The following is a 26,421-nucleotide window of genomic DNA, read 5'->3' on the forward strand; positions in this document are numbered from 1 at the left end:
GAGGACCCGATGGGCCGAGGCAGGATTCGTGGGCCGCTGGAGGCCGCCCTGGCGGGCGGGGAGCGCCTGTACGGGCAGCAGATGAGCGGTTTCGACCTGGTGATCGTGGACGAAGCCCACTCAACCGCGGGTGATCTTGGCAGGCCGTGGGCGGCGATCCACGACAACGCCCGCATTCCGGCCGGCTTCCGGCTCTACCTCACCGCCACCCCACGCATCCTCGCCGCGCCCCGGCCGCAGCAGGGCACCGGCGGGCGCGAGCTGGAGATCGCGAGCATGGCCGACGACCCGGACGGGACCTACGGCGCGTGGCTGGCCGAACTCGGACTGAGTGAGGCGATCGAGCGTGGCATCCTCGCCGGGTTCGAGATCGACGTGCTGGAGATCCGCGACCCCTCCCCCGTCCTTGGCGAGTCGGAGGAAGCGCAGCGGGGCCGGCGCCTGGCCCTGCTGCAGACCGCACTGTTGGAGCATGCGGCGGCGTACAACCTGCGTACGGTCATGACGTTCCACCAGAAGGTGGAGGAGGCCGCCGCGTTCGCGGAGAAGATGCCGCAGACCGCTGCCGAGCTGTACGGCATCGACGCCTCGGAGGAGGACCTGGCGGCCGCGGACCGGCTCCCCGCCTCGTCGATCGGCGCGGGCTTCTACGAGCTGGAGGCCGGCCGCCACGTCCCCCCGGACCGGGTCTGGTCGGCGTGGCTGTGCGGCGACCACCTCGTCACCGAGCGCCGCGAGGTGCTGCGCCAGTTCGCAGGCGGCATCGACGCCGCGGGCCGGCGCGTGCACCGGGCGTTCCTCGCCAGCTGCCGGGTGCTCGGAGAGGGTGTGGACATCACCGGCGAACGGGGAGTCGACTCGGTCTGCTTCGCCGACACCCGCACCTCCCAGGTGGAGATCGTGCAGAACATCGGCCGCGCGCTGCGGCCCAACCGGGACGGCAGCACGAAGGTCGCGCGGATCATCGTGCCCGTCTTCCTCCAGCCCGGCGAGGACCCGGCCGACATGGTCGCCTCCGCGAGCTTCAAGCCGCTCGTGGCCGTGCTCCAGGGCCTGCGCAGCCATGATGAGCGCCTGGTCGAGCAGCTCGCCTCCCGCGCGCGCACCAGCGGCAGGCGCAAGGTCCACCTCCGGCGCGACGAGGACGGGCGGATCGTCGGGGCCGGCGGAGAGGGCGGCGGCGAGGACCAGGAGCAGGACGGCACCCAGGCCGCTGCCGAGTCGGCGCTGCTCCACTTCTCCACACCGCGCGACCCAGCGGCCATCGCCGTGTTCCTGCGCACCCGGGTCTACCGGCCCGAGTCCCTGGTCTGGCTGGAGGGCTACCAGGCGCTGCTGCGCTGGCGGAAGGAGAACAAGATCACCGGCCTGTACGCCGTTCCGTATGACACCGAGGTTGAGGTTGGTGTTACGAAGGCGTTCCCCCTCGGGCGGTGGGTGCACCAGCAGCGCAAGGCGCTGCGGGCCGGGGAGCTCGAGCCGCGGCGCAAGGAACTGCTCGAGGCACCCGAGGCCGGCATGGTCTGGGAACCGGGCGAGGAGGCGTGGGAGAGGAGGCTCGCGGTGTTCCGCGCTTACCGGCGGGCCACCGGGCACCTCGCCCCTCGCCAGGATGCGGTCTGGGACGACCCGGCCGGCGGGCATGTGCCTATCGGGCAGTACATGGCCAACCTCCGGCGGAAGGATGGTCTCGGGAAAGACCCGCGTCGGGCCGCCGTACGCGCGGCGCAGCTCGCCGCGATCGACCCGGACTGGAACTGCCCCTGGCCGCTGGACTGGCAACGCCATTACCGCGTCCTCGCCGACCTCGCCGACACCGAACCCCACGGGGTACTGCCCGACATCGCACCGGGCGTGCTGATGGACGGCGACGACATCGGACGCTGGCTGAAACGGCAGAAACAGCCCGGCACCTGGAAACTGCTGTCGGCCGAGCAGCAGGAACGGCTGACCGTGCTGGGCATCAAACCCACCGAGGCGCAGTCCCCCGCCCCGGCAGGGGCGGCCCCGACAGGGGTGACCCCGGCAGGGGCGGCCCCGACACGGGCCGGCGGTACGGCGGTGAAGGGCACAAGCAAGGCGCAGCAGGCCTTCCAGCGCGGGCTCGCGGCCCTCACGCAGTGGGTCGAACGGGAAGGCGCCCACCGGCCGGTACCCCGCGGGCACACCGAACAGATCACCGTCGACGGCGAGGACGAGCCGGTGACCGTGAAACTGGGTGTGTGGATCTCCAACACCCGCACCCGACGCCACAAACTCACCCAGGAACAGCTGACCTCGCTGCACAAGCAGGGAATGGAATGGGCATAAGACCGTGTCCTACCTGGTGAGGCGGACGTTGTCCCGGTATGGGGCGGGGAACGTGGAGCTGGATCGTGCCGGACGGCTTGTGGGAGATCGCCAGGCCGCTGATTGCGGAGCAACGGACACGGCCGCAGGGCGGCGGCACGCAGAACACACCTGATGAGACGGTCTTCGCGGCCATCATCTGGACGACGCCGGGCTCCTGGACGTCTCCCGCGTCATCCTGGACACCGCCCACGTCAGGGCCAAAAAGTGCCCCTATGGCTTTCGTCAAACGGTTGATCTTGGGCGGTTTATAGAAGGTGCCTTCGCGGAGCATGGCGAACAGGACGTCGATGCGGCGTCGGGCCAGGCTCCGCCATTCCGGAAAAGGCTGACCAGGTCCGCAACCGCAGGAAGTTCGGCTCTCACGGAGGCCGTCCGCCGAAGTTCGACAGAATCGATTACAAACAGCGTCACGCGGTGGAGTGCGGCATCAAGCGCCACCGCGCGGTGGCCACGAGATACGACAAGCTCGCCGTCCACTACGAGGCGACCGTGCTGATCGCAGCCCTCAACGAATGGCTCTGGCCGGCAGATGGCCTTCCTGTCGTCGCTCACCAGTCCCGGGTGGCGATCAGCTCTTCCACATGCGCGTCCGTGAACCCGTATGCCGATGCCACAAACCAGAAGTCTTCAGCGATCACCTCGCGCGCAACCGTCTCGATTTCACTTCCGGCTGCCTCGAACTCTGCTTCCAGACTGTTGAATTCCTCCGTTGCGGCCTGGCTGAGCGCATACAGAGCCTCCAGATCCGACGGCTGCTCAGCCTCAATCCGCTCGCACAGCCGCAACAGGATCGCCCTACCCCGGTCGACGACGTGATCGGGGAAGTACGAGTCCGTATACATCTGTCGCAGGAACATGTGCCCTGATACTTGCTGGTTCGTGATCGGCATGGCGCTTCCCCATCCCCGTATAAGACCTGACGCGCCGATCATGCACGACACCACTGACAACGACGCCGCCCACGTACACCAGGCTGGTCGCCCGGCACTTTGACAACAGGCCCTGCAAGGCCCGGCACGCGGTCGAGTGCCGCACCAATCGCCTCAGAAGACACCGCGCCGTGACCACGCGGTACGACTACGAGGCGACCTTGCTCGTCGCGGCCATCAACGAGTGGCTTTGACCTGACGTTTCGCTCAGCTCCTGGGTACGGAGGTTGAACCAGCTTGCCGCGGTCGGTCGGACTCGGTCCCGTCAGCGGCCCCCCTCTGCCGCCCGCAGACTGACCGAGTCGATCGCGCACCGCGACCAGCCCAGCTCGCCCCGCGCCCCGAGTCTGTCGCCGATCACGCGGTAGAGCCGGGCCCGGACCCCGGGCCCGGCTCCCCTGAGCGAACCTGCGGTAGACCGCGGGGGGCGGCGATGAGGAGGGGCGGCCGGGTGGCAGGGGGCCAGCACCACCCCCGTCCGGGCAGCCAGCTGGATGGTTTGCGGTGCTGGTCCTCCGTAGCGTTTCGGCCATGGAGATCACGAAGAGTGCGCGGTGGGGCCGGTCCGGACGGTGGCGTGCGGGGCTGGCCGTGGCCGGGGCCGCCGCAATCGGGACCGCATCGCTTCTCGGGCCGGGCACCACGGCCGAGGCCATGGGCGCCGGCGGCGGGGACGCGCGGTCGCGGTTGCAGCGGGACGCGGACGTGGTACGGGACACGGGAGCCACCGGGCTGACGGTGCTCGCCCGGGACGCGGCCGGGCGCGAGACGCAGGCCCGGTCCGGCACCGCGAGCCTGAAGGACGGGGGTCGGGTGCCCTTCGACGCCTACTACCGCATCGGCAGCGACACCAAGACCTTCACGGCCGTGGCCGCGCTCCAGCTCGTCGGCGAGGGCACGCTGAGCCTGGACGACACCGTCGAGCAGTGGCTGCCCGGGGTGGTCGCTGGCAACGGCAACGACGGCAGCCGCATCACCCTGCGCAACCTGCTCCAGCACACCAGCGGCCTGGCCAATTACACAGACATCGCCTTCGAGGACCCGGCGGAGCTGACACCCGAGCGCTTCCACGCACAGCGGTTCCGCTCGCAGACCCCCGAGGAGCAGGTCGCCGCGGCGATGGAGCGTGCCCCCGGCTGGCTGCCGGACGCGGACGATCCGGGCGCCGAGACGCAGTGGGCGTATTCCAACACCAACTACGTGCTGCTCGGGATGGTCATCGAGAAGGCCACTGGCAACCCCTGGGCGCAGGAGGTGCACGACCGGATCATCGAGCCGCTGGGGCTGCGCCGCACGCTGATACCGGACACCTCGCCGTACGTGCCGTTGCCGACGGCTGCCGGGTATACGCAGTTCCCCGGCCGGGACGACCTCACCGACACCACGCTGGCCGTGGGCGGCGGCGCGGACGGCGGCATCATCAGCACCACCCGCGACATGAACACCTTCCTGCGCGCCCTGATGGGCGGCCGGCTGCTGCCGCCGGAGCAGCTGGAGCAGATGCGCACCACCGTCCCGGCGCCCGGCTACGCCACCGACGGAAGGACCCGCTACGGGCTCGGCCTCGCCTGGCGCCCGGCCGAGGGCTGCGGGGGCGGGGTCTGGTACCACGGCGGCACGTCCTTCGGCACCGCCTCCGAGACCGCCGTCACGCCCGACGGCCGGGTGTCGGCCGCGGCCGCTGTCTTCACCACGCGCTTCGGTGACGAGAAGCGCTTCCTTGAGCAGGCGGAGGCCGCGGTCCGCCTGCTGGACCGGGCGGTGTGCGGCGACCGGAAGCGCGGGTGACCACAGCTAGATACTCAGTATGCCTTCCACGTGGGACTCCTACAGGCCGCGTAGCGCCTCGTACAGGTCGTCATAGGCTGCCCAACAGTCGATGCTGCCGTCGTCGTACATCGGCAGGCTTCACGAGACACAGGCCGTGGAACCCGAGAACGATTTCTGGGCGCACCATCTCGTGGACCCCGGCGAAGGCGACCCACTTCGCTGACCGATCGGGATCCAAGGCAACAGCCTCCCGGTCTCCCGACACATCGCGGATCTGCTGAAGAGCCCATCCCTGGGGTGGCGGCGCGTCTGCCATCCATAGGTGGTCTCACTCACCAGGTGCAGGGCCGAGGAAGTGGGCGGCTGACCCGAGGAGCCACAACGCTGAACTGGCTGCTTCAGCGCTCCGATCATTGCGAGGCAGTCCCAGGGGCCTGGAACCGGCGGCACGGGGCCGCGGCCGGTGTTCCTTCACTGCTCGTGGCAGGCGGACCGGATCTCTTGCAGGAGGGTCTGGTAGTCCTCGCCGTAGGCGGTCACGGCCGCGTACACCGCGTTCAGGGCCGCCTGGAGCGGGTCGGCTTCGGCGGCGCCGAGCAGCGCGGGCAGGGCCATGTGGGGCTGGGACATTCGCGGGGGCGGGTCCAGCTCGCCGAACGTGACCCTCATCGTGTGCGGCGTCGCTTTCCCGGGCTGCGGTGTCGGTGGTGCGGCACGGTCCGGCGGCTTCACCAGGGCGGCCGCGGGACCTGTGATCTGCGGGAGCATGGCGGGCTTGGGCATCGGCGTGTGTGCGTCGTTGTGGGCGGGTGGCTGGAAGGGGGGCCGCTTGGGCGGGACGGCCTGGGCGACGGTTCTGTCGGGGACCCGTGGATCTGCTTCCAGGGCCCGCCACGCCTGGGCCGGGTCGTCGAGGGGCGGCGGCAGCGGACGGCCCTCGGCCAGAGCGGTGAGCCCTGCGGCGATCCAGTCGAGGTCGGTGAGCCCGGCCGCCTCACAGGCGCGACGTGCGGCCAGCAGCGCTGTTGTCCGCTGGGTCCCGGGTGTGGCGGCGTCGATGGCGTGGACCAGGGCCGGGTCGAAGACGAGCAGGCCGCGCACGTTGCCACTGACCTCGCGCAGGGCGCGGCTCGGCGATCGCCCGCCCCACTGCCACCGTTCGTGGGCGAGCCGGCGTTCTTCCTCGGCTTGTTCCTGCGCGAGGCGGGCCTGACGTTCGGCTTCGGCGCGTTCGGCCGGTGTGGGTGGAGCGGGCTGCCGGCGGGCGTAGTCGTGCCAGTACGCGGCAGTCGCCGAGGTCTGTTTCAGGACGCGGTCCGGTGCAGGCGGAGCGGGCCAGAACTGCAACAGGTAGCAGTCCCGTTGCGGCTCGCCGTCCAGCCGGGTGTCCTGGCGGTGTGCCTCGTCCATGCCCTGAGCGCAGTAGCGCACCCGGTAGTCCGTCTCTTCCAGGTCGAGGTCCCAGGAGGCCTCCCCCGCCCATTGCACAAGAGCGCTGCCGGCCGAGACGGGGCGATAGGAGGCCTCTACGACGTCCTCCCACGCCGGATCCAGCGGCGGAGCCTGGTCGTGCACCTCGACGGTGAAGCCGACGCTGCCCGTATGCAGCCCGGTCGACAACCACAGCGCGCCCGGCGTCGCGGCCCCGCACAGCCCGCCGCTCTGCCCGGCGAAAGACTCCCGGAGGTCCGGACCGAAGCTGTCCGGATCACTCTCGACGTAGATCTGGCTGTAGTGCACGTGGACTTCGCCCTCAACTGGCCTGCGCACCCTCATCCCCCCGTCGCCGGGAACGCTGACACTTCGCAACCTACGGCACGGCACTGACATGGCGCCGTGCCGATCCAGGCGCCGCTCAGCACCCAGCTCATGGCCGAGGCACCCACGACCAGCCCGGCACGACGACGCAGAGGCGCGCCGATGGGCGGAGATGACATCCACCGGTCACAGAACTTGAGCAGAACCCCGAACTCGTGAACGAGGCCAGCCTGCGCGGGCACGGCTGTTCGATGAACCTTGCCGGTACACGGCCCGCATGAGCCCCGGACAGGACTTCGTCCGCGACTTGAGAACCGCGTGGATAAAGACACCCAGTGCGCCGGGGGAGGTTCGACGCCGCCGTGGACTCAGGAGCTCCCCACTGCCGGAGACGTGGTCTTCCTGCAGTTCCACACCCGTCACCGCGCGCAGCGCCCGCACGACGCGGCCGGCGACGTCCGCCGCAACCACCTGACCGGTCGGCTCGTCACCACGGGAGAAGCCCAGGGACAGCAAGTTGCCGACCGTCTGTTCTGTGTCGGCGGCCGCGCAGGGCAGTCGCCCGGTGATGGCATCCAGCTCGCACACCACCTGACCGTCAGCCGCCACGTGGCCCATCAGCTGGTTGGGGTCCTCGAACGCGGAAGCAGCTACCCGCCCGCCCGCGGACAACGCCTCGAGCACCGCACGATCCATCCCCACCCAGCCCAGGGTGCCCTCCAGCTCCACGATCAGCGACCAGCCGTCCCGAAGCCCGCGTCCGAGCAGCAACACCTCCGGCTGCATGCCGTCGGCCTCCAGCCGCTCGGTCGCCAACTGCATGCCGTCATCGACATCCGTCACATCGCGCACGCCCATGCGCTCCAGCGCCTGAGCAGGCGCAAGCTGCGTGAGCGTCACACACCAGCCCTCACCGAACAGCTCGGACAGATCCACCATCGGCCCCGGCGGCGGCGAGCGCCCGTGCGTTGGCCGGCTTCAGGGGCCTGCTCCCGTTCCAGCTCTCCGGATCGGCCCCGGCGTTCAGGCGCCGGCGGATTTCGTCGGCATCCGTCCAGTCCCGGCCCATGCCCGCCCAGCCGTCACTCGCTGCCGCCACTGCTCCCCCTACTCCCCCTCGAACACGTCGCATGCGCTCGCGCACTTCCAGTCGGCATCGTGTGCGTTGGCTGCTACAGCTCGAACTCGAGGTGCTCGATGTCCGTGAAGCGGACCTCCTCCAGGCTGCCGGCGCGGCGGCCGCCGTCCTGGAAATACACCTCACGCAGTGCGTCAGCGGTGATCTCCTGGAGGCGGGCGTCGCCGGCGCCCTGCTCCTGGGCCTCGAAGAGGCGCGCGGCGTGCTGCGGGGGCAGGGCGACGGTCAGGTGCCGGATGCGGGACTCGTCCGTGGAGCCGATGGGGGCGGTGTAGCCCATGCGGGCGCGGGTGTCGATGACGATGCCGCCGGTGGTGGCCGCCTTCTGCCGGGCCTGGGCCCGGATCTGGGGTTGCCAGCGTTTCCTCACCTCCCGCTCCAGACGCGCGGCGAGGTCCGGGCGGGGCTTTTTGATCTGGTTCTTCACGTAGCGTTCGACGGTTCGCTGGGAGATCCGCAGCAGCTGGGCGACCGCTTTGGTGCTCTTGAGTTTCCTGACCAGGTAGCGCATCTGTGCGGGTGCGCTCTTGGGTGCCGGGCGGGTGAACGCTTTTTGCACCGCGGCTTCCAGGCCGTCCCCGAACAGGCTCATCGTGGCCTACTCCTACTCTCCGTTGTCGATGTCGGTGACGGTGCCGTCCTTGATGTAGCGGGCGAGGTTGAGGTCGGGGGCGTCGAACCGCTCGCGGACCTCCTCGCCCCACAGGACGCTCTGCGTGCCCTCGTGCTTGACCAGGCCCGGGTTGACACCGAGCTTGAAACCGCCGGGGAGCGGCTTGCCGCCGGAGTAGGGCAGGAAGTCCAGCGGGCTGGCGCCGCCTGCCGCGTAGACCACACAGTCGGACAGGACCGCCACCGGGTACTGGCCGGTGAACGCCGCATGCTTGACGATCTTGCGGTGCAGGTTGATCCGGGTGCGGGAGATGACCGCCGCCCGGATGTCCGGCCGCCACGTCGGCCGGGACAGCGCCCGCCACGGCTCGCCCGGCCGCCACCCCTCACCGCGCGGCCGCTCACGCAGCTTGCCCAGCCCGCCCTTGACCGTCGCCTTGATCGCCGACACGACGATCGCCAGCTGAGGGTCGCGGTCCCGGTAACCCTCCATCGCGTCGAGGAAGGCGGCCGGTTCCATGTCCGCGTGCACGCCCAGGTCGGCCATCGTGGCGAGGTAGGCGTCACGGAGCCGCTGGTACCAGCCGTCCAGGTAGCGGCCGTTGTCGTACCGGACGTACGCCTCGATCGGGCGGACCTCGTAGCCGAGCTCCGCCGCGTACGCGACGGTAGGCGTCGCGTACCAGGCCGGACCTTCCGGGCGCTCGCCCTTCGGCGTGAACGGGGAGGGCAGAAGACTGCCGTCCAGCTCCACCCACTCCTTGCCCACCTTCACGCGGGACAGGTCGACGTGGGAGAGGTCGACCAGCCACGAGCCGGGCAGCTTCGGGTCGAACGCGGGGGCCTTGACGTGTGTCGCCTCACCGAGGCCGACGGTCAGGCCGTTCGCGCCGGCGGCGAAGGCCATGTTGACGTCGATGCCGACCAGGTGGCGAAGGGTGCACTCGGCATCGGTCATGGGCCGCGCCCAGTCGTACGCCTCCTCGAACAGCTTCTCGCCGGGGCCGCGCACATGGAAGCGGGGCAGGTCCTTCAGGACCGGGTGGCCGTCGGGGACCTCGCACGGCGGCCAGTTCATCGGGTCGATGGCGTCCCTGCCGAGCGAGCCAGGGTTGTGCTCGGAATGCCGGCGGCCGTCGGCGTCCGGCTCCGAGGCGCGCGTGGGCGGGTGCAGGGCGGTCATCAGCTCCAGGCCGGTCACGGCCGTAGAGCCGCGCGGCGTCATCACCCGCGAGGCGTACACACCCAGAACGCGGGCGAGCTCGGCCGGAGGGAGCTGCCCGGCCTCACCCCAGTGCCGGGCGTCCAGCGCGTTCCAGGAAGGGATGCACAGCTGCACACAGGCCCGCTCCGAACCGGTCGCGGGACGGTAGATCCTCGCCCACGGGCCGAAGCCGCGCTTGGTCAGCTTCCACTCCGCGCGCGCGAGCTGCTTGACGACCTTGTGGCCCTCAGGCAAACGCCCGGCGCGCTTCTCCTCCTCCGTGAGCCTGACGGGCAGGCCGTAACGCTCCAGCGCGGCCTCGGTGAGCACCAGCAGAGGGTCGGCGTCCTTGCCCGGCCCGGCGAGCTTCGCAGCGCCGAGCCTCGCCTCCCTGAGCGTCCAGTCGACCAGGGCCGGGATGCTCTTCGCCGGCACATCCAGGACCAGACCGCCGGTGCAGTACGCCCACACCTTCCCGTCCTCGACGTCAACGACCGCGAGCGGACCGTTCTCGAACCGCGGATCGGCGGAGCCCGCCGGGGGGCCGGCCGGGGCCGCCTTCCTGGCAGCCGGGCGGCGCGACGCCGACGACGTCCCGGTGGTGCGCGCCGGACGGGGCGCGGCCGCCGGAGCAGCGGCATCGGGAGCGGGGGCAGGAGCCTGGGTGTTCTCGGGTGTATGGTCCGCGGACTGTGTCCCTGCCGCGGCCGGGTCGGGCGTGGCGGTGAACGTCTCGGGCGCCGGGGCGGCCGGCTCCTCCTGCGCGGGGTAGAGCTCGGCGAGCTTACGCAGCAGCCGTGCGTACGCCTCGCGCTCCGGCCCGCGCGGCTCGGTCGGTTTCTTCACCGACTCCCAGCCGGACACCGTGGCCCGGCGCACCTTCAGCGCCGCAGCCACTTCCTCCAGCGTCAGACCATGCGCCACCCGCAACCGCTTCCGCTCCCCCGCCGACGGCAGCGGAGAACGGGACGCGACCAGCGCATCCACCGCGTCGAACAACTCGGACACCGAACACCTCCCGACGTCAGCCTATCCGCCAACCGCACGGATTGCGCACATTCGCCGTACACCTCACGAACGAAAACCGTTCAGGAGCGGGAAAGACGATCCCGATGATCACCGCCCGACATGACCACCACTCCCCCGCCCCGCATCGCCGACCCGGGCCTGTCGAACTTCCTTGGCGCCCCCGCCAACGCTCGGTGATTCTCGTTCGGGGGATGATCCAGGAGACGTGGTCGTCTGACTGGGTATAGTGGCTCTACGACCTCTACTCAGGCATCGAGGCCCCCGCCGGTTCCGGCGGGGGCCTCGGTTTTTGTCGTCAGGCGACTTGGAGGTTCGGTCGTCCGTCCGCCGCAGGGGGCACGGCGGCGTAGGCGGGCAGCTTCAGGTTGGGGAGGTCGTTGGCCTTGATCCGGGCGATCGCGGTGCGGAAGGCCGCCTCCATGTCCTGAGGACTCGCGTACTTCGCCGCCAGCGGGTGGAGGCGGTAGGAGTTGCCTTTGCCTCGGTTGCCTTCCTCGTTCTTCGGCCGCAGGACGATGTTCAGCTCGCACAGGGGTGCGATGAGGTTGCTGATGGCCTGCGGCGTGACGCGGTACTCGGTGGCCATGTCTTTCTGCCGTACGGGCAGGTGGCCGCCGAAGTCGCTGCGGTAGAGCAGGTACTGGAGGAACTTGACCGTGGCCCCGGACACGGGCAGTGCCCAGATGCGTTCTGACACGACCGGTGACATGACCTCAGCCATCGGTATCCCTTCCTCGTGCCGGTGGGCGGAGTGGTTGAAGCTTGTGTATCACCCTGTACGCCTTCCCGTTCCGTAGCCCGGGTGCTGCCGCTCCTCGGTGGGGAGGTCGAGGTCCAGCTCTTCCTGGTGGGCTTCGGGGCCGATCCCGTGCGGGAAGGCCTCGGGGTCCCGGTCGTGCTGGGCCGCGAGCTTCTCCAGAATGGCGTGCTGGGCGTTGCTGTTGCCGTGGAACCACAGACGGACGTTCAGCTGGATCATGCCGTTGCCGAGCTGTTCGATCCACTTGTAGCCGACCAACGCGCCGATCGCGCGGTTGACCGTGGAGCGCGTGATGCGCTTGCCGCCCTTCTGGGCCGCCAGTCTGTTGAGGCCGTCGGTGATCTCCTGCTGGGTGTACTGGGCGACGCCGGTCCCGCGTTGCTGTCCGCCGGCGACGTAGAGGAACACGCACAGCTGCGACTTGGTGATGGAGTTGGCGACGGCGAGCTGGGCCAGGAGCTGGGTGAACCAGTTGGAGGCCAGGCTGTAACCCGCGTCGCCGGCCATGTCGTGGACGGCGGTGTGGTCGGCCTCGTACTCGAAGGTGACGTTCTTCAGTTTGCGGCGGGTGCGGGGGTCGGTGCTCTGGGTGGCTTCGCCCAGTTGCTCTCCGAGGACCTGGAGAAGGTCGTCGAAGCCCGCGTCGCCCGACGTGGCGTCAGGGACGGCTCGTGGCCGTCGGCGTGCTGGTGGATCGGCTGTCACAGGACCTCCTTTGATACTCAGGCGGTCCAGAGACTAGCCCAAAAATCAAGCAGGGCTTGTCTTTTCCACAGGTGGCGCGCCGTGCGGATGCCTGGATCCGGGGCTCAGCGCACAGGGGCCTCAAAAGTCAACTGTAGCTTGATTCATTTTCGATTCCTGCAGCGAAACTCAAGCAGAGCTTGATTTAGTGTGCCGTCATCATGACACATCCAAGCGTATGCTCAGCAGCGTGGACGCCGGTTGGGGCGGTTGGCGACGAGGCTGTGACCTGCGGTTTTGTGGGACGAGGTGGGCGCTGGGGAAACTCAAGCACAGCTTGAGTTTCTACCCCAAATGTGACCGCCAGATTGACATTTGGGGGGCCAAAATGTGCTCCCCAGGACACCATGGTCCTCGCAAAAGTGCAGGTCAGAGGCTTGTGAGCGCCGCGCCCTCTTAATAAAGAGGGCGCGCCTACGCGGACCCCTCACCGACTCATGTGCGCCAGGCTTCTGACGACCCCTCACTGACCTGTACCCCAGAAAGGCAACCCCTACGGCGAGGTTGGTGCCTACGAACGAACGGAGGTACCTGCACCACCCACTCGGCTCAGCCACGCTGCTTCGGTTGAGGCTGTGGGGTCGACGGCGCGAGGTTGAGGTGATGGGTGACAGTGAGGAGGAACTGTTTGTGGTCGTGGGCGCGCCACTTGGGGCTCACCAACAAGAGGTTGTCGACACAGAAAGGTATGTGTCCTCTACCAGGGTGGGCGGGTGTCGCGTTGGGCTTCCGGAGTCTGCTCGGGTAGGGCATGGCCCTGGTCGGTGCGCAGCAGCATGCCCGGGTCGGGTTCGAAGTCCTCATTGGGTGGAGCTGGCTGGTGGAAACGCTCGGTGCCCGGAATGGTGACTTCCACCAGCCGGTCCCCGTGGAACATCCACAGCCCGAAGCAGTCGTCGTCCTGGTCGCGAAGCAAAACTTGCACCGTAGGCGGATGCGGCCACGGCAGCGACTCCAGGTGCTTGAGCAGGCCCTTGCGGGCACGCATCTTCTCGAACTCCAAGGCCCACCCGAATGTGTAGCCCCACTGCCCCGCTATCGGGACGAAGCGGCCTCGCCACGTGCGTTCCGGATCGTCCCTGGTCAGCGGTTCCATGACCTCGTCCGACCAGCGGGCGAGCACGATGACCTCGGCATCTCTACTCATGCCGGAGTATCGCCGCATCTGCCTCATCCACCGCAAGCACATTCCTCAACTGCCGAAGCGAACAACGCCAGGCGGACCGGCTCGCCGAGCGGGGGGCCGCAGGCCGTGGGGGTGATTACGGCGTAATCACCCCCACGGCCCAGGAGAGGGGGCCGGTCGGCGAAGTAGTAGTGAAAACTAACGTGTCGGTGCTTCAAAGGATCATGGACGTTAGTATGGTTACCTCCATGACTTCGCCAGCTGCTTCCAGCGACCGCGAGAAGGTCGTCTCCAAACTGCCGGGTTGGCTCCGCCAGAGCCTCAAGGTCAGAGCCGCTCAGCACGGCATCGAGATCCAGACAGCCGTCGAGCAGAGCATCAGGGACTGGTGCAACCTGGCCTCTGCCACGGCCTCCGTCGACACCTCCGGTGCCGACTCGTTCTCCACCTTCCTGCCCCCCGGGCAGTGGGAGAGCTTCCGTCAGATCGCCGCCGACCGACGGGTGTCCCTGATTCAGGGGCTGGCCCAGTCGATCCAGCTGTGGCTCGACTCGAATCCCGCCCCGGACGTCAGCCGACCGGAGATCACGCGCCGGATCATCGTCTGCAACCAGAAGGGCGGTGTCGGCAAGACCGCCATCACCGCCGGTCTCGGCGAGGCCCTCGCCGAGGACTCCAACTCGCTGTACCCCGTGCGCGTGGCCAAGGCCCTGACCAAGGCTCTGCGCGACAGTGAGGTGCAGGACGAGGGCATGGAGCTGGACACCAATCCGCTCGACGTCGAGAACCTGCCCGGGCCGGGACAGCAGGTGCTGCTCGTCGACTTCGACCCGCAGTGCCACCTCACCAACCAGCTGGGGGCCACTCCCCTGCCGATGAACGGTGACAGTCTCACCAACCACATGGCGGGCGACCCCAAGGGCGATCTGCGGGACCTGATCGTCTCCATCGACGACGAGACCTTCGGGGGGCGGCTGCACCTCCTGCCTGCCTGCAACGACGCGTTCCTGCTCGACGTGCGCCTGTCGGCGGTTCGAGCCCGCGAGGCAGCTCTCGAGCGGGCGCTCGCTCCGCTGGAGAGTGATTACGACGTAATCATCGTGGACTGCCCGCCGAGTCTGGGCCTCAGCATGGACGCCGCCGCCTACTACGGCCGGCGCCGTGACGGGGAGAAGCCCGGGGAGTCCGGAGCGCTGATCGTGGTCCAGGCCGAGGACAGTTCGGCCGACGCGTACGAGCTCCTCACCACCCAGATCGACGACCTTCGGGGAGACCTCCAGGTCGACATCGACTACCTCGGCATCGTCGTCAACCTGTACGACTCCCGGCGCGGTTACATCGCTACGTCGTCCCTGCAGGGCTGGGTCGACATAAAGGATCCGAGGGTGGTCGGGCTGATCGGCGACCTCAAGGAACAGAAGGAAGCCGTGCGGGTGAAGAAGCCGTTGCTGTCCTATGCGCCCAAGTCGCAGCAGTCGGTCGGCATGCGCGCACTGGCGCGGGAGGTGTTGTGAGCAACAAGGCCAATCAGCTGGGGGCGGGGCGCTTCGGCGGGGGAGTGCGCCCCATCAGCGCTCGCCGTCAGGCGGTCGCGGCCGCCACCGGGGTTCCGACGGACGGCGTGGCCCCGCCGACGGAACTGCCCCTGCACCGGATCAGCACCAACCCCGACAACCCCCGGTCCAGCCTCGGCGACCTCACCGATCTCGCGGGCAGCCTGAAGACCCACGGGCAGAAGCAGGCGATCACGGTCATGAACCGCGACGCCTATGTGAAGGCCAACCCGGACCGCGAAGCCGACCTGGAGCCGGACACGGCCTATGTCGTCATCGACGGCAGCAGCCGGCTCGCCGCAGCGCGCGAGGCGGGACTGGCCACGGTCAAGGTGATGGTGAGCGACGACCAGGGGTCCTCGTCCGAGGAACTGCTCGAGTCGGCGCTCGTCGCCAATATCCACCGGCAGGACCTCGAAGAGCTGGACGAGGCGCGTGCGTTGCAGCGGCTGCTGGCCATCCATGGCAGCCAGCGGGCGCTGGCGAAGCGTCTGCACCGCTCCCAGGGCTGGGTGTCGCAGCGGCTCGCCCTGCTCAGTCTGACGCCGGAGCTTCAGGCCCGTATCGGGCACGAGCCCATCGACCTGCTGCGTGCGGTGGGCAACAAGCCTCAGGAGGAGCAGGTGGCTGCTCTGGAGGAACTGAAGGCCGAGCGTGCCCGCAAGGAGGCGGAGAAGCAGGCTGCCAAGGATCGCAAGGAGACGCGGGGGAGTGGTGGGGAGCCACGAACCGGCGTGGTGGAGGAAAGCGCTCCGGTGCGGGCGGACGTCGTGGAGCAGCAGGAGCATGCGACGCCGCGCCGTTCTTCGGACATGGCCGTGCAGAGCACTGCGCCGGAGGCGGAAGCCGTCGACGCGGTGACGGGGAGGGCTGTCAGCACCGAGTCCGGGGCCGGGTCCGCGGTGCGGGCCCGAGGAGCGGGGGAGCGGTCGGTCGGCGGCGGAAATGATTACGGCGTAATCAGTGACCGTGGTGCGGCCCAGCCGGCGGCCCGGCGGCCCGAAACGGTTCCCGAGCTGCGTGTCGACGGCGCCTCGACCGAGTCCGCCCTCTCGGCGGGCGAGTCCTCCGGGCCACGAAAGCTCCCGTACCACGACGGTGCCTTCCTCGCCATGCATCTCATCCACAAGATGAGTGAGGTCGAGTTCGACAAGATGCTGAGCATCCTGAACGAGCATCAGCGCAAGCGGAACGCGGTCGGCGATTCCGCGGGTCGGTGAGCGGTAGGCAGGCCGGGACCGGGCCAGGTGGAGCCAGCCCGTCTGGATGTACGGTCCAGGGTCGCTTGAGTCGCTGTCCGGGGGGAGGCAGGACCATCCGGCGGCCCGGCCGCAGGTCGGTGTCCGACCGGCCGGGAGGCACGCCTGGGCAGCGACTGACGGCGAGCGACCGAACGGTAGGGCGGCAGCGTTCGGTCACTGATGAGATCACCAGGTCAACGTGGTGTGTGCGGGAACTCAGCGACCGAAGCGACTCACGCTCGGGGTATATGAAGGCATAGGCGCATGTGCGTGTGCGCGTGTGTAGGTCATATATGGAGACCTTGGGTCGCTTCGGTCGCTGAAACCCGGACGCCGGTGTCGATGAGCTGGGATTTCGCCGGGTGAGGCGGCAGCGACCGAAGCACAGGTGGTTGCTGTCGGTCCGGACCCTTGGTCGCTGAGGTCGAAGTGGTGGGTCCGGCGGACGCCGGAACCGGAGCGAAGTTTGTCGCCTCATCAGCCGCTCCGCGACCACACGCTTCGCTAGTCTGTTCCCGTTGCTCAGTCGCTTGGGTCGCTGACGGGGGGTGCGAATGGCCTCTGAGCTGCGGGACTCTCGTCGTTGTGCCCCGCTGCGGACTCCAGGGGGACGATCGCCGGCTGTCGCCCGGTGGTGCGCCGGACGAGGCTGGCCCGTGCATCCGCTCGCACCGGGGCGCAAGACCCCGGCGGGCAACTGCGAGGCCTGCAGGGCGCCGGGACATACCCACCGGGGATGCGGCTGCCTCGCGGCCGGTCGCTGGTGTCACGGGTTCCACGCCGCCACGCTCGACGCCGATCGCATCGAGCAGTGGTGGGGCGCCGGCCCCGATGCGGGCTCCGGTCCCCAGCTGGGTGTCGGTGTCGCCTGCGGCCCGGCCGGGCTGGTGGTGATCGACATCGACGCGCACGCGCGTCATCTGCCGCAGCGGGACCGGCTCCTGCCCGGCGTCCGGATCGACGAGAGCGTCGACCTGAGGGGATTGGCCAACGGCTTTCACACGATCGGCGTGCTGGCCGCTCTGCGCGGCCGCACAAGCCCCGCGGACGACGACACCACGCTGCGCGTCCGCACCCCTTCAGGAGGCTTGCACGTGTGGTACCGGGCCCGTCCGGGGCACCGCTGGCAGTGTTCCACCGGCTCGGGCGGGCGGGCGCTGGCCTGGCAGGTCGACGTACGGGCGCACGGCGGTTACATCGTCGCTCCCGGGACGGTCACCGAGGCCGGGACGTACGAATGCGTGGGCGCCGTGCGGGAGCCCGCGGTGCTGCCGGGCTGGCTCGCCCAGGAGCTGGAGCGCACCGGTCATCTGCCGCCCGCGCCCGTGCCGGCGCCTCGTCCGGTGCCGCCGCGGGCCCGTCAGGCGGTTCTGGCGGCCAGGGGCGGGCGGGACGGCGCCGGGGGCCTCCTGGCCCCGTTGCTCGGCGACGTGGCCGCCTGTGCGGCCGTTCCCGAGGGCGCGGCCTTCTCGGAGAAGCTGAACCGTGCCGCCTACACCGCCGGGGGACTGGTGGCCGCCGGCCGGCTCGCACCGGAGGAGGCGGAGCGGCTGCTCCAGGAGGCCGCCGAGTCGGCCCGCCCGGGGCAGGGGCGGCGCAGCGCGGCCATCATCCGCAGCGGTCTGAACGCGGGCGTGCGGCGCCCTCTGCACCCGGGAGGCCGTGCATGAAGTCGGGCGACGACGACACCCTCTTCGACCCGCAGGCGGTCGCCGCGCAGATTCTGCTGACCCAGCCCGAACCGCCCCGTCGGACCGGCATCGGGGAGACGCCTGCCGCGGGCCGTGGGAGCGTCCCGGGACCGCCCGTGACGGTCCGGTCCGTCACGGGCGCGCAGGGCGAGGCCACCGCCGACGGGCTGCTGCCGGACACCCTCAGCGACCGCGGCAACGCCAAGCTCTTCGTCAAGCTGTACGCCGCTGACTACCGGCACGTGCCGGGGCTCGGCTGGTTCCGGTGGGACAGCACCCGCTGGCTGATCGACGAGGACGACACCGTGATGTGGGCGGCCGGCGACCTGGCGGAGTCCCTGGCGACCACCGACCCGCGCGGCCACTTCACCGCCTCGGCGCTGCAGCAGCACCGGCGGCGGGCGCTGAGCACCAGCGGCATGAACGCGATGCTCACCCAGGCCAGGTCCGCCCCGGGCATGGTGCTCAACGCGGCGCTCCTGGACGCCGATCCGTACGCGTTGTGCACTCCGGGCGGCATCGTCGACCTGCGCACCGGGGTGATCCGCACAGCGGAGCCGGACAAGGACTTCCACTCCCGCTCCACCACCGCGGCCCCGGAGCCGGTGCCGACCCCGCGCTGGAACCGGTTCCTCACCGACACCTTCGGCGACGGGGACGAGGGCGCGGAGATGATCGACTTCCTGCACCTGCTGCTCGGCTACTCCATCACCGGGGACGTCGGCGGCCAGGTGATGCCGTTCCTGTTCGGCTCGGGCAAGAACGGCAAGTCGGTGCTGCTGGACGTGCTGATGAAGCTGCTCGGCGACTACGCCGACGCCGCGCCCCCCGGGTTCCTGATGGCCCGGCCGTACGAGGGGCACCCCACCGATCTCGCGGAGCTGCACGGCCGGCGGGTCATCGTGTGCAGCGAGGTGAAGCCGGGGGACCGGTTCGACGAAGCGCGGGTGAAACTGCTGACCGGCGGCGACCGCATCAAGGCCCGGCGGATGCGGCAGGACTTCTTCAGCTTCGCGCCGACGCACAAGCTGTGGCTGCTGGGCAATCACCGGCCGGAGGTGGGCACGGGCGGCTTCGCGTTCTGGCGGCGGATGCGGCTCATCCCCTTCGAGCGCGTGGTGTCCGACGACCACAAGATCGACAACTTGGCGGACGTCCTCGTCACCGAGGAGGGGCCGGGCATCCTCAACTGGCTCATCGTGGGCGCACGCCGCTACCTGGCGGGGGAGAAGGACCTCACCGGGCCGGAGCGGGTACGGATCGCGACGACCGCCTACGCCGAGACGGAGGACCACACAGGTCGCTTCCTGAGCGAATCGTGCCGCCTGGGGCCCTCCTTACGGGCGGAACAGGCACACCTCTACGCCGCCTACAAGACCTGGTGCCAGAATGAGGGAGCCCCGGCGGTCTCGTCCCGGGCCTTCGCGGCGCGGGTCCGTGAGGTGGTCGGACTGGCCTCGCCCAAGGAGATGATCCTGTCCAACCAGCGGAAGTACTACCCGGGTATCGGACTGGCCGCCGACGAGGAGACAGCATGAGCGCCCTCATCGCAGAGGACGAGATCTTCCACGAGGCCGAGCTCGTCTGGCTGGAGGACATCACCGCGCTCGACTACGTCCGGCAGAGCCTCGACCGGCTGCCGACCCGGCGGGGCAGACCCGCCTACCACCGCGACGGGCGCATGGTGGGGTACGCGCTGCTCGGGCCGCAGGCCAAGCCGTCCCGGTCGTCCGGCACCTTCCGCCGCCGGGTCTTCTGGCTGCTGCCGCACGACCGCGACACCGACCCCGAGGGCCTGTACGCCACCGGCGCGCCGGCGGAGGCGGTCGACCCGCGGACGCTGGCACCGGGCCGCAAGGGCCGCAAGACGGAACGGTCCGAGGCCGGGCCGTTGTCGCCGGCGGTGGGGGAGCTGGGGGACACGCTGCCGCTGTGAGCGCGGGGCGGGCGGCGGAGGCGTGGGAGAAGCGTGGGAGCGGGCCGCCGCTGTGGTGTGCGGCGGCCCGCGTCGGTGCGGACGGGGACCGGCTGGGTGGCCGGCCGGGGCGGGGGAGTGTCAGACGGTGACCGCTTCCTCGCCGCTCTCGGGGATCAGCCGGTCGAACTCGTCGAGGTGCGCGGCCCCCGCCAGCGGTATGGAGGCCAGGAACTCGGGGGGCAGGTCGAAGGCGTCGACGAGGGTGGTCATCCGCGGGGCCAGCGCCTCGACGGCCTCTTCCAACACGCCCGGCAGGTCCAGCACCTGGGCAGCCGTCAGGTGGCCCGACGCGAGCAGGTCGCCGCTGTACTCGCCCAGCTGGGCCAGGAGGAACAGCCGGCACAGCTGATCGAGCAGTGTGCGTGCCGACGGATCCGTCGCGCGCTCGACGGCCTGGAGGAAGGCGTCGGCCGCCTGGAGGCGGGCGTGCGCCTCGACCATGCGCAGGGCGGACGACGACGCGGCGTTCCACCGGCCGAGGGGATCGCCCGCCGGACCGTTGCGCAGCTCCTTGCGGGCCCGGGCCTGCCACAAGGACTCGGCGCGGCCGAGCAGTTCGCGCAGGAAGGCCGTGTCGGTCAGGTCGCGCCGGCCGGGCACGGCGGCGGTGTCCGTGGACGCGCCGCAGTGGCCGAAGAGCATCTCGGAGGCGGCCTTCACCCAGACCACGAGGTTGTCGCCCTCGGCGGTGATGGTCCCCTCGGTGTACTGCGGGAAGTCGGCCAGGCCGTTGACGGGGAACAGGGCGTGGGCGCCGCAGCGCTCGCGGGCCTCGATGGTCAGGGTGCGGGCCTGCCAGGTGATCCAGCCCTTGGCGATCGCCACCAGGCGTTCCACCTCGGCGCGTTCCTCCGGGGCGTGGTCGGCCCAGCGGGCGGTCACCGCGCGGTGCAGGAAGGTCATGGCGTAGGCCGTGGCCAGTCCGTGCAGGAGCCGGCTGTGGTGGGAGCGGTGGGCGTGCAGGGGCACCTGCTCTCCGGCGCGGGGGCCGCTGATGCGGCGGTGCTGCGCGTAGCGGACGGCGATGGCCAGGGCGGCGCGGGAGGCGCCGACGGCGGCGCCGCTCATGCAGAGCTTGCCCGTGGTGACCCGTCCGATGGACTGCAGGAACCGCTTGCGGCGGTTGCCCAGGCTGCTGTTGAACGCACCGTCGTCGGTGAGGCGGCCGTGCTCCGCCTCGAGGAGGGCGCTGCGGGGGAGGGGCACACGGTCGAAGGCGGTGAGGCAGTGGTCCACCGGCGCGCCGGACCGGTAGGGGAGGCGGCGGACGCGGATGCCGGGGAGGATGCCCTGGGCGTCGCTGAGGGGGGTCAGGAAGAGGAAGACCCCCTGGTCCTCGCCGTCCACGAGGAGACGGGCGGCCACCACGGCGCTCTTCGGGCCGCCGGTCGGGCTGGTGTTGGGCATGAACTTCTGCGCGCCGGCGTGCGGCGTGTGCAGCACGAACCCGCCCGTGCTCCGGTCGAACTCGGCGGTCGTCTGCAGGGCAGGGGCGTCGTTGCCGTGGGCGAGCTCGGTGCACAGGAACGTGCCGGTGCGCCGCAGCGTCGTGAACTCCGTCAAGTCGCGTGCCGGGCCGCCTTCGTGGTCCAGCAGGCTGCCGAGGAAGAGGTTGTAGTGGATGCTCGCGAGCGTGCACAGGCCCCCGCCGCCGTGCACGATCGCCGCCCACTCGTGGAGCCCTGCCAGGAGCCGTGGGTCGCGCGCCAGGTCCTCGGCGCGCTCGAGTCTCCGGTTCACCGCGTGCAGCCGTTCGTAGGAGAGCGCGGCGTGTTCGGCGGGTGACAGCCCCTCTCTGTGACGGAACGATTCGTCGGCGATCAGTTCGCGCCAGGGGCCGTGCACGCGGCGCTGGTCGTCGCCCTCGAAGAGCAGCCGGACCAGGTCGGTGACGGTGGGCGACTGTGGGGCCGGCGCCGGGAGACTGCCTCCGGCCTCGGTGCTGGTGCCGTGCGGGCCGGCCGGCCGGGGGCAGGCCGCCGGAATGACGGCGGCCGGGGATGCCTCGGTGATGGTCAGTACGGTCATGCTCTCTCCGTGTGGTCGTTCGACGACAGTGGGAAGCACACGGCCGTAAAGATACGAACCCACCGGTTTTCTTTTCAAGGCACTTCGGCGGTCTATCGAGTGACCTAGGTCACACTAACGAAGGTAGTTGCGGGCGAAACAGCAGTTGATAAGGGGTGTTCCGCTTCATATGCCAGGACCGGACGGGGCATTGAAAAACCGGTTAGCAGGTTTTATTCTCGTGGGCATCCAGTTCGAGCCACGTACAGGAGGTGCGACGTATGGCGCGTGTCGGAGTGTGGACCGGCATGATCCTCCGCCAGGCGTACTGGTAAGATACATACCTGCCGGTTTTTTCTCGGGACCCGGCAGGAGCGGTGGAGGTGGTTCGATGGCGCAGCAGGAGCGGGCGGTCAGGACTCGGAAGGCCATCCTGACGGCAGCGGGCGAAGTGTTCGACGAGGTCGGATACGAAGCGGCGACCATCTCCACGATCTTGCAGAGAGCGAAGGTCACCAAGGGCGCTCTCTACTTCCACTTCGCGTCCAAGGAAGAACTGGCTCAGGCGGTTCTGACGCAACAGCTGACCGGGCTGCCGAAGGTGCCGGAGCGGAAGCTGGCACTGCAGCAGGGACTGGACGAGGCGTTGCTGCTCGCCCACATGCTCGCCTCCGGTGACCCCTTGGTCCGGGGCAGCGTGCGGCTGACCGTGGAACAGGGGTCGCCGCACGACGGCCTGGACCGGCAGGTGCCGATGGCGGGCTGGATCGAGCACAACACCGAGATCCTCACCCTGGCCCGCGACAACGGCGAGCTCCTCCCGGGAGTCGACGTGGTCGCCGCGGCCCAGATGTTCGTCGGCGCCTTCACCGGAGTGCAGATCCTGTCCAAGCTCATGACGGGCCGCGCCGACCTCGTCGAACGCGTGGCGAATCTGCAGCGTCATCTCATGGCGGGCATCGCGGTTCCCGCCGTGCTCGTACAGCTGGACTTCTCGCCGGAACGGAGCGCGCGCGTGTACGAGGAGGCCGTGGGGGCGGGCCGGCAGGCCGAGCCCCTCGGGGTGGACTGAGCCGCCGTAGGAGGCAGTCCGTCATCGGCCCCCTGGGTGCGCGCCCGGTCTCCGGACGATTCACCGCGCACGCGCACGTGGTGCGACACGCAACCATCACACAGGGGGTACGACGATGGAACTGACGGCCTGTCCCTATGCCTTGGACGTCACGGGCAGCGATCTCGCGGGCGAGACGGCCATGCTGCGGCCCCAAGGGCCTGCGGTGGAGGTCGAACTGCCCGGCGGCGTCCGGGCCTGGGCAGTGGTCCGGCAGGAGCACGTGGAACGGCTGCTGACCGACCCGCGCGTGTCCAAGAACGCGCGACAGCACTGGCCCGACTTCATCGAGGGCCGGATCACCGAGGCCTGGCCGCTGTACCCGTGGGTGGCCAACGAGAACATGCTCTTCGCCTACGGCACCGAGCACACCCGGCTGCGCCGGCTGGTCGCGGGCGCCTTCACGGCGCGGCGTTCCGAAGGGCTCCGCCCGCGCGTCCGGGAGATCGTCGCGGAGCTGCTGGACGACCTGGACGCCGCGGCGGCGAGCGGTGAACCGGTGGACGTACGGCGGCGGTTCGCCGAGCTGCTGCCCATGCGCGTCATCTGCGAACTCTTCGGGGTCCCGCAGGGCGCCGCCACGGACGAGCTGTGCGCCGCGCTGCACACCGTCTTCAGCCCGTCGGTGGGCGCCGAGGAGATGGAAGCCGCGCGGATGAAGGCCTTCGGCCTGCTGGCCGCCATCGTGGCGGAGAAGAGGGCGCACCCCGGCGACGACCTCACCAGCTCCCTCATCGAGGCCCGCGACCAGGGGGACCGGCTCAGCGAGCACGAACTGCTGGGCACCCTGTACCTGATGATCGCCGGCGGCCAGGACACCACCGCCACCCTGATCGCCAACGCGATCGGCGCGCTCCTCAGCCACCCCGAGCAGCTGGAGCACATCCGCGCCGGACGCGCCGACTGGGCCGACGCCGCCGCCGAGACCATGCGGATGCACACCCCCGGGGCCTACTCGCCGATGCGGTTCGCGGTGGAGGACATCGACCTGGACGGGGTGCTGATCAAGCAGGGTGACCCCATCCTGGTCAACTTCGCGGCGGGCGGCCTCGATCCGGAGCGGTACGGGGAGAGCGCCGCGGAGTTCGACGTGCTGCGCACCGACCGCGACACCCTCGGGTTCGGGCACGGGGTGCACCGGTGCATGGGCGTCCCGCTGGCCCGCGTGGAGGCGGCGGAGGCCCTGTCGGCCTTCTTCGGGCGCTTCCCGGACGTGCGGCTCGCCTGCCGCGGTGACGAGCTGGCCCCCATGCCGACGTTCCTGATGAACGGATTCCGGTCGGTCCCCGTGTGGCTGCGCCCGACCGCCGTCTGATCCGCGTCCGTCCCCGAGCCGACGACCCCTCCGAGCTCCACGGCCGCCGCCGGCCGTGGAGCTCGGTGCGTCTCACGCTCCGCTCGAGCGGAACTGAGGCCTTCCTGTAGCGCGATCCCGCACGGTGGCCGGGGTCGAGAGGAGCGGACATGGGCGAACCGGACGCCTCGGGGCTCGCGCTGCGCATCGAGCGCGGGCGGGCGGACGAGGACGAACTGGCCGCCGTGGCGGTCGTGTTGTGCTCCGTGCTGGCCGGGCGGGGCCCGACCGCAACGGGCCGGGAAACGGCCGGCGTCCCGTCGTGGCGGCGGCAGCGACGCGCCGCCGCGGCTTACAGCCCCCCGCACAGCTGGCGGTAGGGCCACTCGAGCGCCGGCCGCCGGCCGGCAGGCACTTTTCCATGGCTGATTCATGTGCGCGGCCACGCATACCTCTTATAAACCGCGCAGGCGGTTTGTTATTCTGGGTCTCCGTCTTCGGCCGCGTCCATGAGGAGGGAGGCATCGTGACAGTCCTCAATGACGTTCCCCTGGTGTCCGCAGAGTCCTCCGGCACGCGTGGACGCGTGGCCGAACTGCACGAGATTCGTGCGCAGGCACTGGCCGGCCCGAGCGAGAAGGCGACCCGGGCGCAGCACGCCAAGGGCAAGCTGACCGCGCGGGAGCGCATCGAACTGCTGCTGGACGCGGGGTCGTTCCGTGAGGTCGAGCAGTTGCGGCGGCACCGGGCGACCGGCTTCGGTCTGGAGGAGAAGAAGCCGTACTCGGACGGTGTGATCACCGGCTGGGGGACGGTGGAGGGGCGGACGGTCTTCGTCTACGCCCACGACTTCCGTATCTTCGGCGGTGCGCTGGGTGAGGCGCACGCCACGAAGATCCACAAGATCATGGACATGGCCATCGCGGCGGGTGCGCCGCTGGTCTCGCTGAACGACGGCGCGGGCGCGCGTATCCAGGAGGGCGTCTCGGCGCTCGCCGGCTACGGGGGGATCTTCCAGCGCAACACCAGGGCGTCGGGTGTGATCCCGCAGATCTCGGTGATGCTGGGCCCGTGCGCGGGCGGTGCGGCCTACAGCCCGGCGCTGACGGACTTCGTGTTCATGGTGCGGGACACCTCGCAGATGTTCATCACCGGCCCGGACGTGGTCAAGGCGGTCACGGGCGAGGAGATCACCCAGAACGGCCTGGGCGGCGCGGACGTGCACGCCGAGACGAGCGGTGTGTGCCACTTCGCCTACGACGACGAGGAGACCTGCATCGCCGAGGTGCGCTACCTCCTCTCCCTGCTCCCGCAGAACAACCAGGAGTGCCCGCCCGCCGTCCCCTGCGCGGATCCCCGAACCCGGCGCGGCGACGTGCTGATCGATCTGGTGCCGGCGGACGGCAACCGTCCGTACGACATGGCGAAGGTGATCGAGGAGATCGTCGACGACGGCGAGTACCTCGAGGTGCACGAGCGCTGGGCGCGCAACATCATCTGCGCGCTGGCCCGGATGGACGGCCAGGTCGTCGGCATCGTCGCCAACCAGCCGCAGACGCTGGCCGGTGTGCTGGACATCGAGGCGTCCGAGAAGGCCGCCCGCTTTGTGCAGATGTGCGACGCCTTCAACATTCCGATCGTGACCTTCCTGGACGTGCCGGGGTTCCTGCCGGGTGTGGACCAGGAGCACGGCGGCATCATCCGCCACGGCGCGAAGCTGCTGTACGCGTACTGCAACGCCACGGTGCCGCGGATCTCGTTGATCCTGCGCAAGGCGTACGGCGGCGCGTACATCGTCATGGACTCCCAGTCCATCGGCGCCGACCTGACGTATGCCTGGCCGACGAACGAGATCGCGGTGATGGGCGCGGAGGGCGCGGCCAACGTGATCTTCCGCCGGCAGATCGCCGAGGCCGAGGACCCCGAGGCCACCCGGAAGCGGATGGTCAAGGAGTACAAGTCCGAGCTGATGCACCCCTACTACGCCGCCGAGCGGGGTCTGGTCGACGACGTGATCGACCCGGCCGAGACCCGTGAGGTGCTGATCCGTTCGCTGGCGATGCTCCGCACCAAGCACGCCGACCTGCCGAGCCGCAAACACGGCAACCCGCCGCAATAACGGAG

At 70.0% G+C, this 26,421-nt stretch carries 20 protein-coding genes and 3 pseudogenes; 13 read left to right on the forward strand and 10 right to left on the reverse strand.

Annotated elements, in window-relative coordinates; all coding sequences use genetic code 11:
- The 3 genes and pseudogenes from ACP7TJ_RS32135 to ACP7TJ_RS32145 all read left to right on the forward strand — a co-directional run.
- The coding region (locus ACP7TJ_RS32135) for a Helicase associated domain protein (RefSeq protein WP_427767590.1) at nucleotides 1-2,310 on the forward strand (2,310 nt) is incomplete at its 5' end.
- A gap of 38 nt (nucleotides 2,311-2,348) precedes the next feature.
- Nucleotides 2,349-2,557, forward strand: a pseudogene (locus ACP7TJ_RS32140) (IS5/IS1182 family transposase); the annotation flags it as partial.
- 61 nt (nucleotides 2,558-2,618) lie between these two features.
- Nucleotides 2,619-2,871, forward strand: a pseudogene (locus ACP7TJ_RS32145) (IS5 family transposase); the annotation flags it as partial.
- A 29-nt stretch (nucleotides 2,872-2,900) separates the two neighbouring features.
- Here the strand turns inward: ACP7TJ_RS32145 and ACP7TJ_RS32150 are convergent.
- Nucleotides 2,901-3,242, reverse strand: a complete 342-nt coding sequence (locus ACP7TJ_RS32150) for a DUF5713 family protein (RefSeq protein WP_167744075.1) — start codon at nucleotides 3,240-3,242, stop codon at nucleotides 2,901-2,903.
- Nucleotides 3,243-3,517: 275 nt separating this feature from the next.
- Nucleotides 3,518-3,739 (reverse strand): annotated as a pseudogene (locus ACP7TJ_RS32155) (IS5/IS1182 family transposase); the annotation flags it as partial.
- Nucleotides 3,740-3,812: 73 nt separating this feature from the next.
- Between ACP7TJ_RS32155 and ACP7TJ_RS32160 the strand changes: the two are divergent.
- Nucleotides 3,813-5,069, forward strand: a complete 1,257-nt coding sequence (locus ACP7TJ_RS32160) for a serine hydrolase domain-containing protein (protein WP_427767593.1) — start codon at nucleotides 3,813-3,815, stop codon at nucleotides 5,067-5,069.
- Nucleotides 5,070-5,522: 453 nt separating this feature from the next.
- Here the strand turns inward: ACP7TJ_RS32160 and ACP7TJ_RS32165 are convergent, their stop codons facing one another.
- The 7 genes from ACP7TJ_RS32165 to ACP7TJ_RS32195 all read right to left on the reverse strand — a co-directional run bounded on the left by ACP7TJ_RS32165 (nucleotide 5,523) and on the right by ACP7TJ_RS32195 (nucleotide 13,443).
- A complete protein-coding gene (locus ACP7TJ_RS32165) occupies nucleotides 5,523-6,827 on the reverse strand; it encodes a hypothetical protein (RefSeq protein WP_401409196.1) in 1,305 nt (434 codons plus the stop codon).
- A 168-nt stretch (nucleotides 6,828-6,995) separates the two neighbouring features.
- Nucleotides 6,996-7,748: a DUF6461 domain-containing protein gene (locus ACP7TJ_RS32170; RefSeq protein ID WP_427767596.1), complete on the reverse strand. Its 753-nt coding sequence runs from the start codon at nucleotides 7,746-7,748 to the stop codon at nucleotides 6,996-6,998.
- A gap of 233 nt (nucleotides 7,749-7,981) precedes the next feature.
- Entirely contained in the window at nucleotides 7,982-8,539 is a 558-nt protein-coding gene (gene tpg, locus ACP7TJ_RS32175) for a telomere-protecting terminal protein Tpg (protein ID WP_093763815.1), read from the reverse strand.
- Nucleotides 8,540-8,551: 12 nt separating this feature from the next.
- Entirely contained in the window at nucleotides 8,552-10,771 is a 2,220-nt protein-coding gene (gene tap, locus ACP7TJ_RS32180; protein WP_427767600.1) for a telomere-associated protein Tap, read from the reverse strand.
- Between the two features lie 316 nt (nucleotides 10,772-11,087).
- Nucleotides 11,088-11,513, reverse strand: coding sequence for a hypothetical protein (locus ACP7TJ_RS32185; protein ID WP_093763817.1), 426 nt, complete (start codon nucleotides 11,511-11,513; stop codon nucleotides 11,088-11,090).
- Between the two features lie 48 nt (nucleotides 11,514-11,561).
- Nucleotides 11,562-12,257, reverse strand: coding sequence for a hypothetical protein (locus tag ACP7TJ_RS32190; protein WP_093763818.1), 696 nt, complete (start codon nucleotides 12,255-12,257; stop codon nucleotides 11,562-11,564).
- 736 nt (nucleotides 12,258-12,993) lie between these two features.
- On the reverse strand, nucleotides 12,994-13,443 hold the full coding sequence (locus ACP7TJ_RS32195) for a hypothetical protein (protein WP_403452200.1): 450 nt from the start codon (nucleotides 13,441-13,443) through the stop codon (nucleotides 12,994-12,996).
- A 227-nt stretch (nucleotides 13,444-13,670) separates the two neighbouring features.
- On the opposite strand from ACP7TJ_RS32195, the gene ACP7TJ_RS32200 reads away from it, so the two are divergent.
- From ACP7TJ_RS32200 to ACP7TJ_RS32220, 5 genes are all read left to right on the forward strand, one after another.
- On the forward strand, nucleotides 13,671-14,936 hold the full coding sequence (locus ACP7TJ_RS32200) for a ParA family protein (RefSeq protein WP_167743584.1): 1,266 nt from the start codon (nucleotides 13,671-13,673) through the stop codon (nucleotides 14,934-14,936).
- Entirely contained in the window at nucleotides 14,933-16,195 is a 1,263-nt protein-coding gene (locus ACP7TJ_RS32205; RefSeq protein WP_427767605.1) for a ParB/RepB/Spo0J family partition protein, read from the forward strand. The genes ACP7TJ_RS32200 and ACP7TJ_RS32205 overlap by 4 nt, the downstream gene beginning before the upstream one ends.
- Before the next feature lie 575 nt (nucleotides 16,196-16,770).
- Nucleotides 16,771-17,886 (forward strand): bifunctional DNA primase/polymerase, encoded by a 1,116-nt coding sequence (locus ACP7TJ_RS32210; RefSeq protein WP_376725942.1) that lies wholly within the window; start codon nucleotides 16,771-16,773, stop codon nucleotides 17,884-17,886.
- Nucleotides 17,883-19,445: a DNA primase family protein gene (locus tag ACP7TJ_RS32215; RefSeq protein WP_367544854.1), complete on the forward strand. Its 1,563-nt coding sequence runs from the start codon at nucleotides 17,883-17,885 to the stop codon at nucleotides 19,443-19,445. The genes ACP7TJ_RS32210 and ACP7TJ_RS32215 overlap by 4 nt, the downstream gene beginning before the upstream one ends.
- A complete protein-coding gene (locus ACP7TJ_RS32220) occupies nucleotides 19,442-19,843 on the forward strand; it encodes a DUF6009 family protein (RefSeq protein ID WP_093763822.1) in 402 nt (133 codons plus the stop codon). The genes ACP7TJ_RS32215 and ACP7TJ_RS32220 overlap by 4 nt, the downstream gene beginning before the upstream one ends.
- Nucleotides 19,844-19,963: 120 nt before the next feature.
- Here the strand turns inward: ACP7TJ_RS32220 and ACP7TJ_RS32225 are convergent, their stop codons facing one another.
- The gene (locus ACP7TJ_RS32225) at nucleotides 19,964-21,913 is read right to left on the reverse strand and encodes an acyl-CoA dehydrogenase (RefSeq protein ID WP_427767610.1); all 1,950 of its coding nucleotides are present in this window, start codon (nucleotides 21,911-21,913) and stop codon (nucleotides 19,964-19,966) included.
- Nucleotides 21,914-22,283: 370 nt separating this feature from the next.
- Between ACP7TJ_RS32225 and ACP7TJ_RS32230 the strand changes: the two genes are divergently transcribed.
- The 4 genes from ACP7TJ_RS32230 (at nucleotide 22,284) to ACP7TJ_RS32245 (ending at nucleotide 26,416) form a co-directional block, all read left to right on the forward strand.
- On the forward strand, nucleotides 22,284-22,964 hold the full coding sequence (locus ACP7TJ_RS32230; RefSeq protein WP_093763824.1) for a ScbR family autoregulator-binding transcription factor: 681 nt from the start codon (nucleotides 22,284-22,286) through the stop codon (nucleotides 22,962-22,964).
- A 115-nt stretch (nucleotides 22,965-23,079) separates the two neighbouring features.
- Complete coding sequence (locus ACP7TJ_RS32235; protein ID WP_093763825.1) at nucleotides 23,080-24,318, forward strand: cytochrome P450 family protein; 1,239 nt, start codon at nucleotides 23,080-23,082, stop codon at nucleotides 24,316-24,318.
- Between the two features lie 149 nt (nucleotides 24,319-24,467).
- Complete coding sequence (locus tag ACP7TJ_RS32240) at nucleotides 24,468-24,677, forward strand: acyl-CoA carboxylase epsilon subunit (protein ID WP_093763826.1); 210 nt, start codon at nucleotides 24,468-24,470, stop codon at nucleotides 24,675-24,677.
- Between the two features lie 146 nt (nucleotides 24,678-24,823).
- Nucleotides 24,824-26,416, forward strand: a complete 1,593-nt coding sequence (locus tag ACP7TJ_RS32245) for an acyl-CoA carboxylase subunit beta (protein ID WP_266553046.1) — start codon at nucleotides 24,824-24,826, stop codon at nucleotides 26,414-26,416.
- Nucleotides 26,417-26,421: the final 5 nt, after the last annotated feature.

Source organism: Streptomyces sp. DSM 41931 (assembly GCF_050271085.1).
Taxonomy (GTDB): Bacteria; Actinomycetota; Actinomycetes; order Streptomycetales; family Streptomycetaceae; genus Streptomyces; species Streptomyces albogriseolus.

Bases quoted from the DNA above. Each gene is read 5' to 3' on its own strand.
- ACP7TJ_RS32185 (WP_093763817.1), bottom strand. From the start codon at position 11,513: ATGGCTGAGGTCATGTCACCGGTCGTGTCAGAACGCATCTGGGCACTG.
- ACP7TJ_RS32170 (WP_427767596.1), bottom strand. From the start codon at position 7,748: ATGGTGGATCTGTCCGAGCTGTTCGGTGAGGGCTGGTGTGTGACGCTC.
- ACP7TJ_RS32235 (WP_093763825.1), top strand. From the start codon at position 23,080: ATGGAACTGACGGCCTGTCCCTATGCCTTGGACGTCACGGGCAGCGAT.
- ACP7TJ_RS32225 (WP_427767610.1), bottom strand. From the start codon at position 21,913: ATGACCGTACTGACCATCACCGAGGCATCCCCGGCCGCCGTCATTCCG.
- ACP7TJ_RS32220 (WP_093763822.1), top strand. From the start codon at position 19,442: ATGAGCGCCCTCATCGCAGAGGACGAGATCTTCCACGAGGCCGAGCTC.
- ACP7TJ_RS32150 (WP_167744075.1), bottom strand. From the start codon at position 3,242: ATGCCGATCACGAACCAGCAAGTATCAGGGCACATGTTCCTGCGACAG.
- ACP7TJ_RS32200 (WP_167743584.1), top strand. From the start codon at position 13,671: ATGACTTCGCCAGCTGCTTCCAGCGACCGCGAGAAGGTCGTCTCCAAA.
- ACP7TJ_RS32230 (WP_093763824.1), top strand. From the start codon at position 22,284: ATGGCGCAGCAGGAGCGGGCGGTCAGGACTCGGAAGGCCATCCTGACG.
- tpg (WP_093763815.1), bottom strand. From the start codon at position 8,539: ATGAGCCTGTTCGGGGACGGCCTGGAAGCCGCGGTGCAAAAAGCGTTC.
- ACP7TJ_RS32240 (WP_093763826.1), top strand. From the start codon at position 24,468: ATGGGCGAACCGGACGCCTCGGGGCTCGCGCTGCGCATCGAGCGCGGG.
- ACP7TJ_RS32210 (WP_376725942.1), top strand. From the start codon at position 16,771: ATGGCCTCTGAGCTGCGGGACTCTCGTCGTTGTGCCCCGCTGCGGACT.
- ACP7TJ_RS32215 (WP_367544854.1), top strand. From the start codon at position 17,883: ATGAAGTCGGGCGACGACGACACCCTCTTCGACCCGCAGGCGGTCGCC.
- ACP7TJ_RS32160 (WP_427767593.1), top strand. From the start codon at position 3,813: ATGGAGATCACGAAGAGTGCGCGGTGGGGCCGGTCCGGACGGTGGCGT.
- ACP7TJ_RS32195 (WP_403452200.1), bottom strand. From the start codon at position 13,443: ATGAGTAGAGATGCCGAGGTCATCGTGCTCGCCCGCTGGTCGGACGAG.
- ACP7TJ_RS32165 (WP_401409196.1), bottom strand. From the start codon at position 6,827: ATGAGGGTGCGCAGGCCAGTTGAGGGCGAAGTCCACGTGCACTACAGC.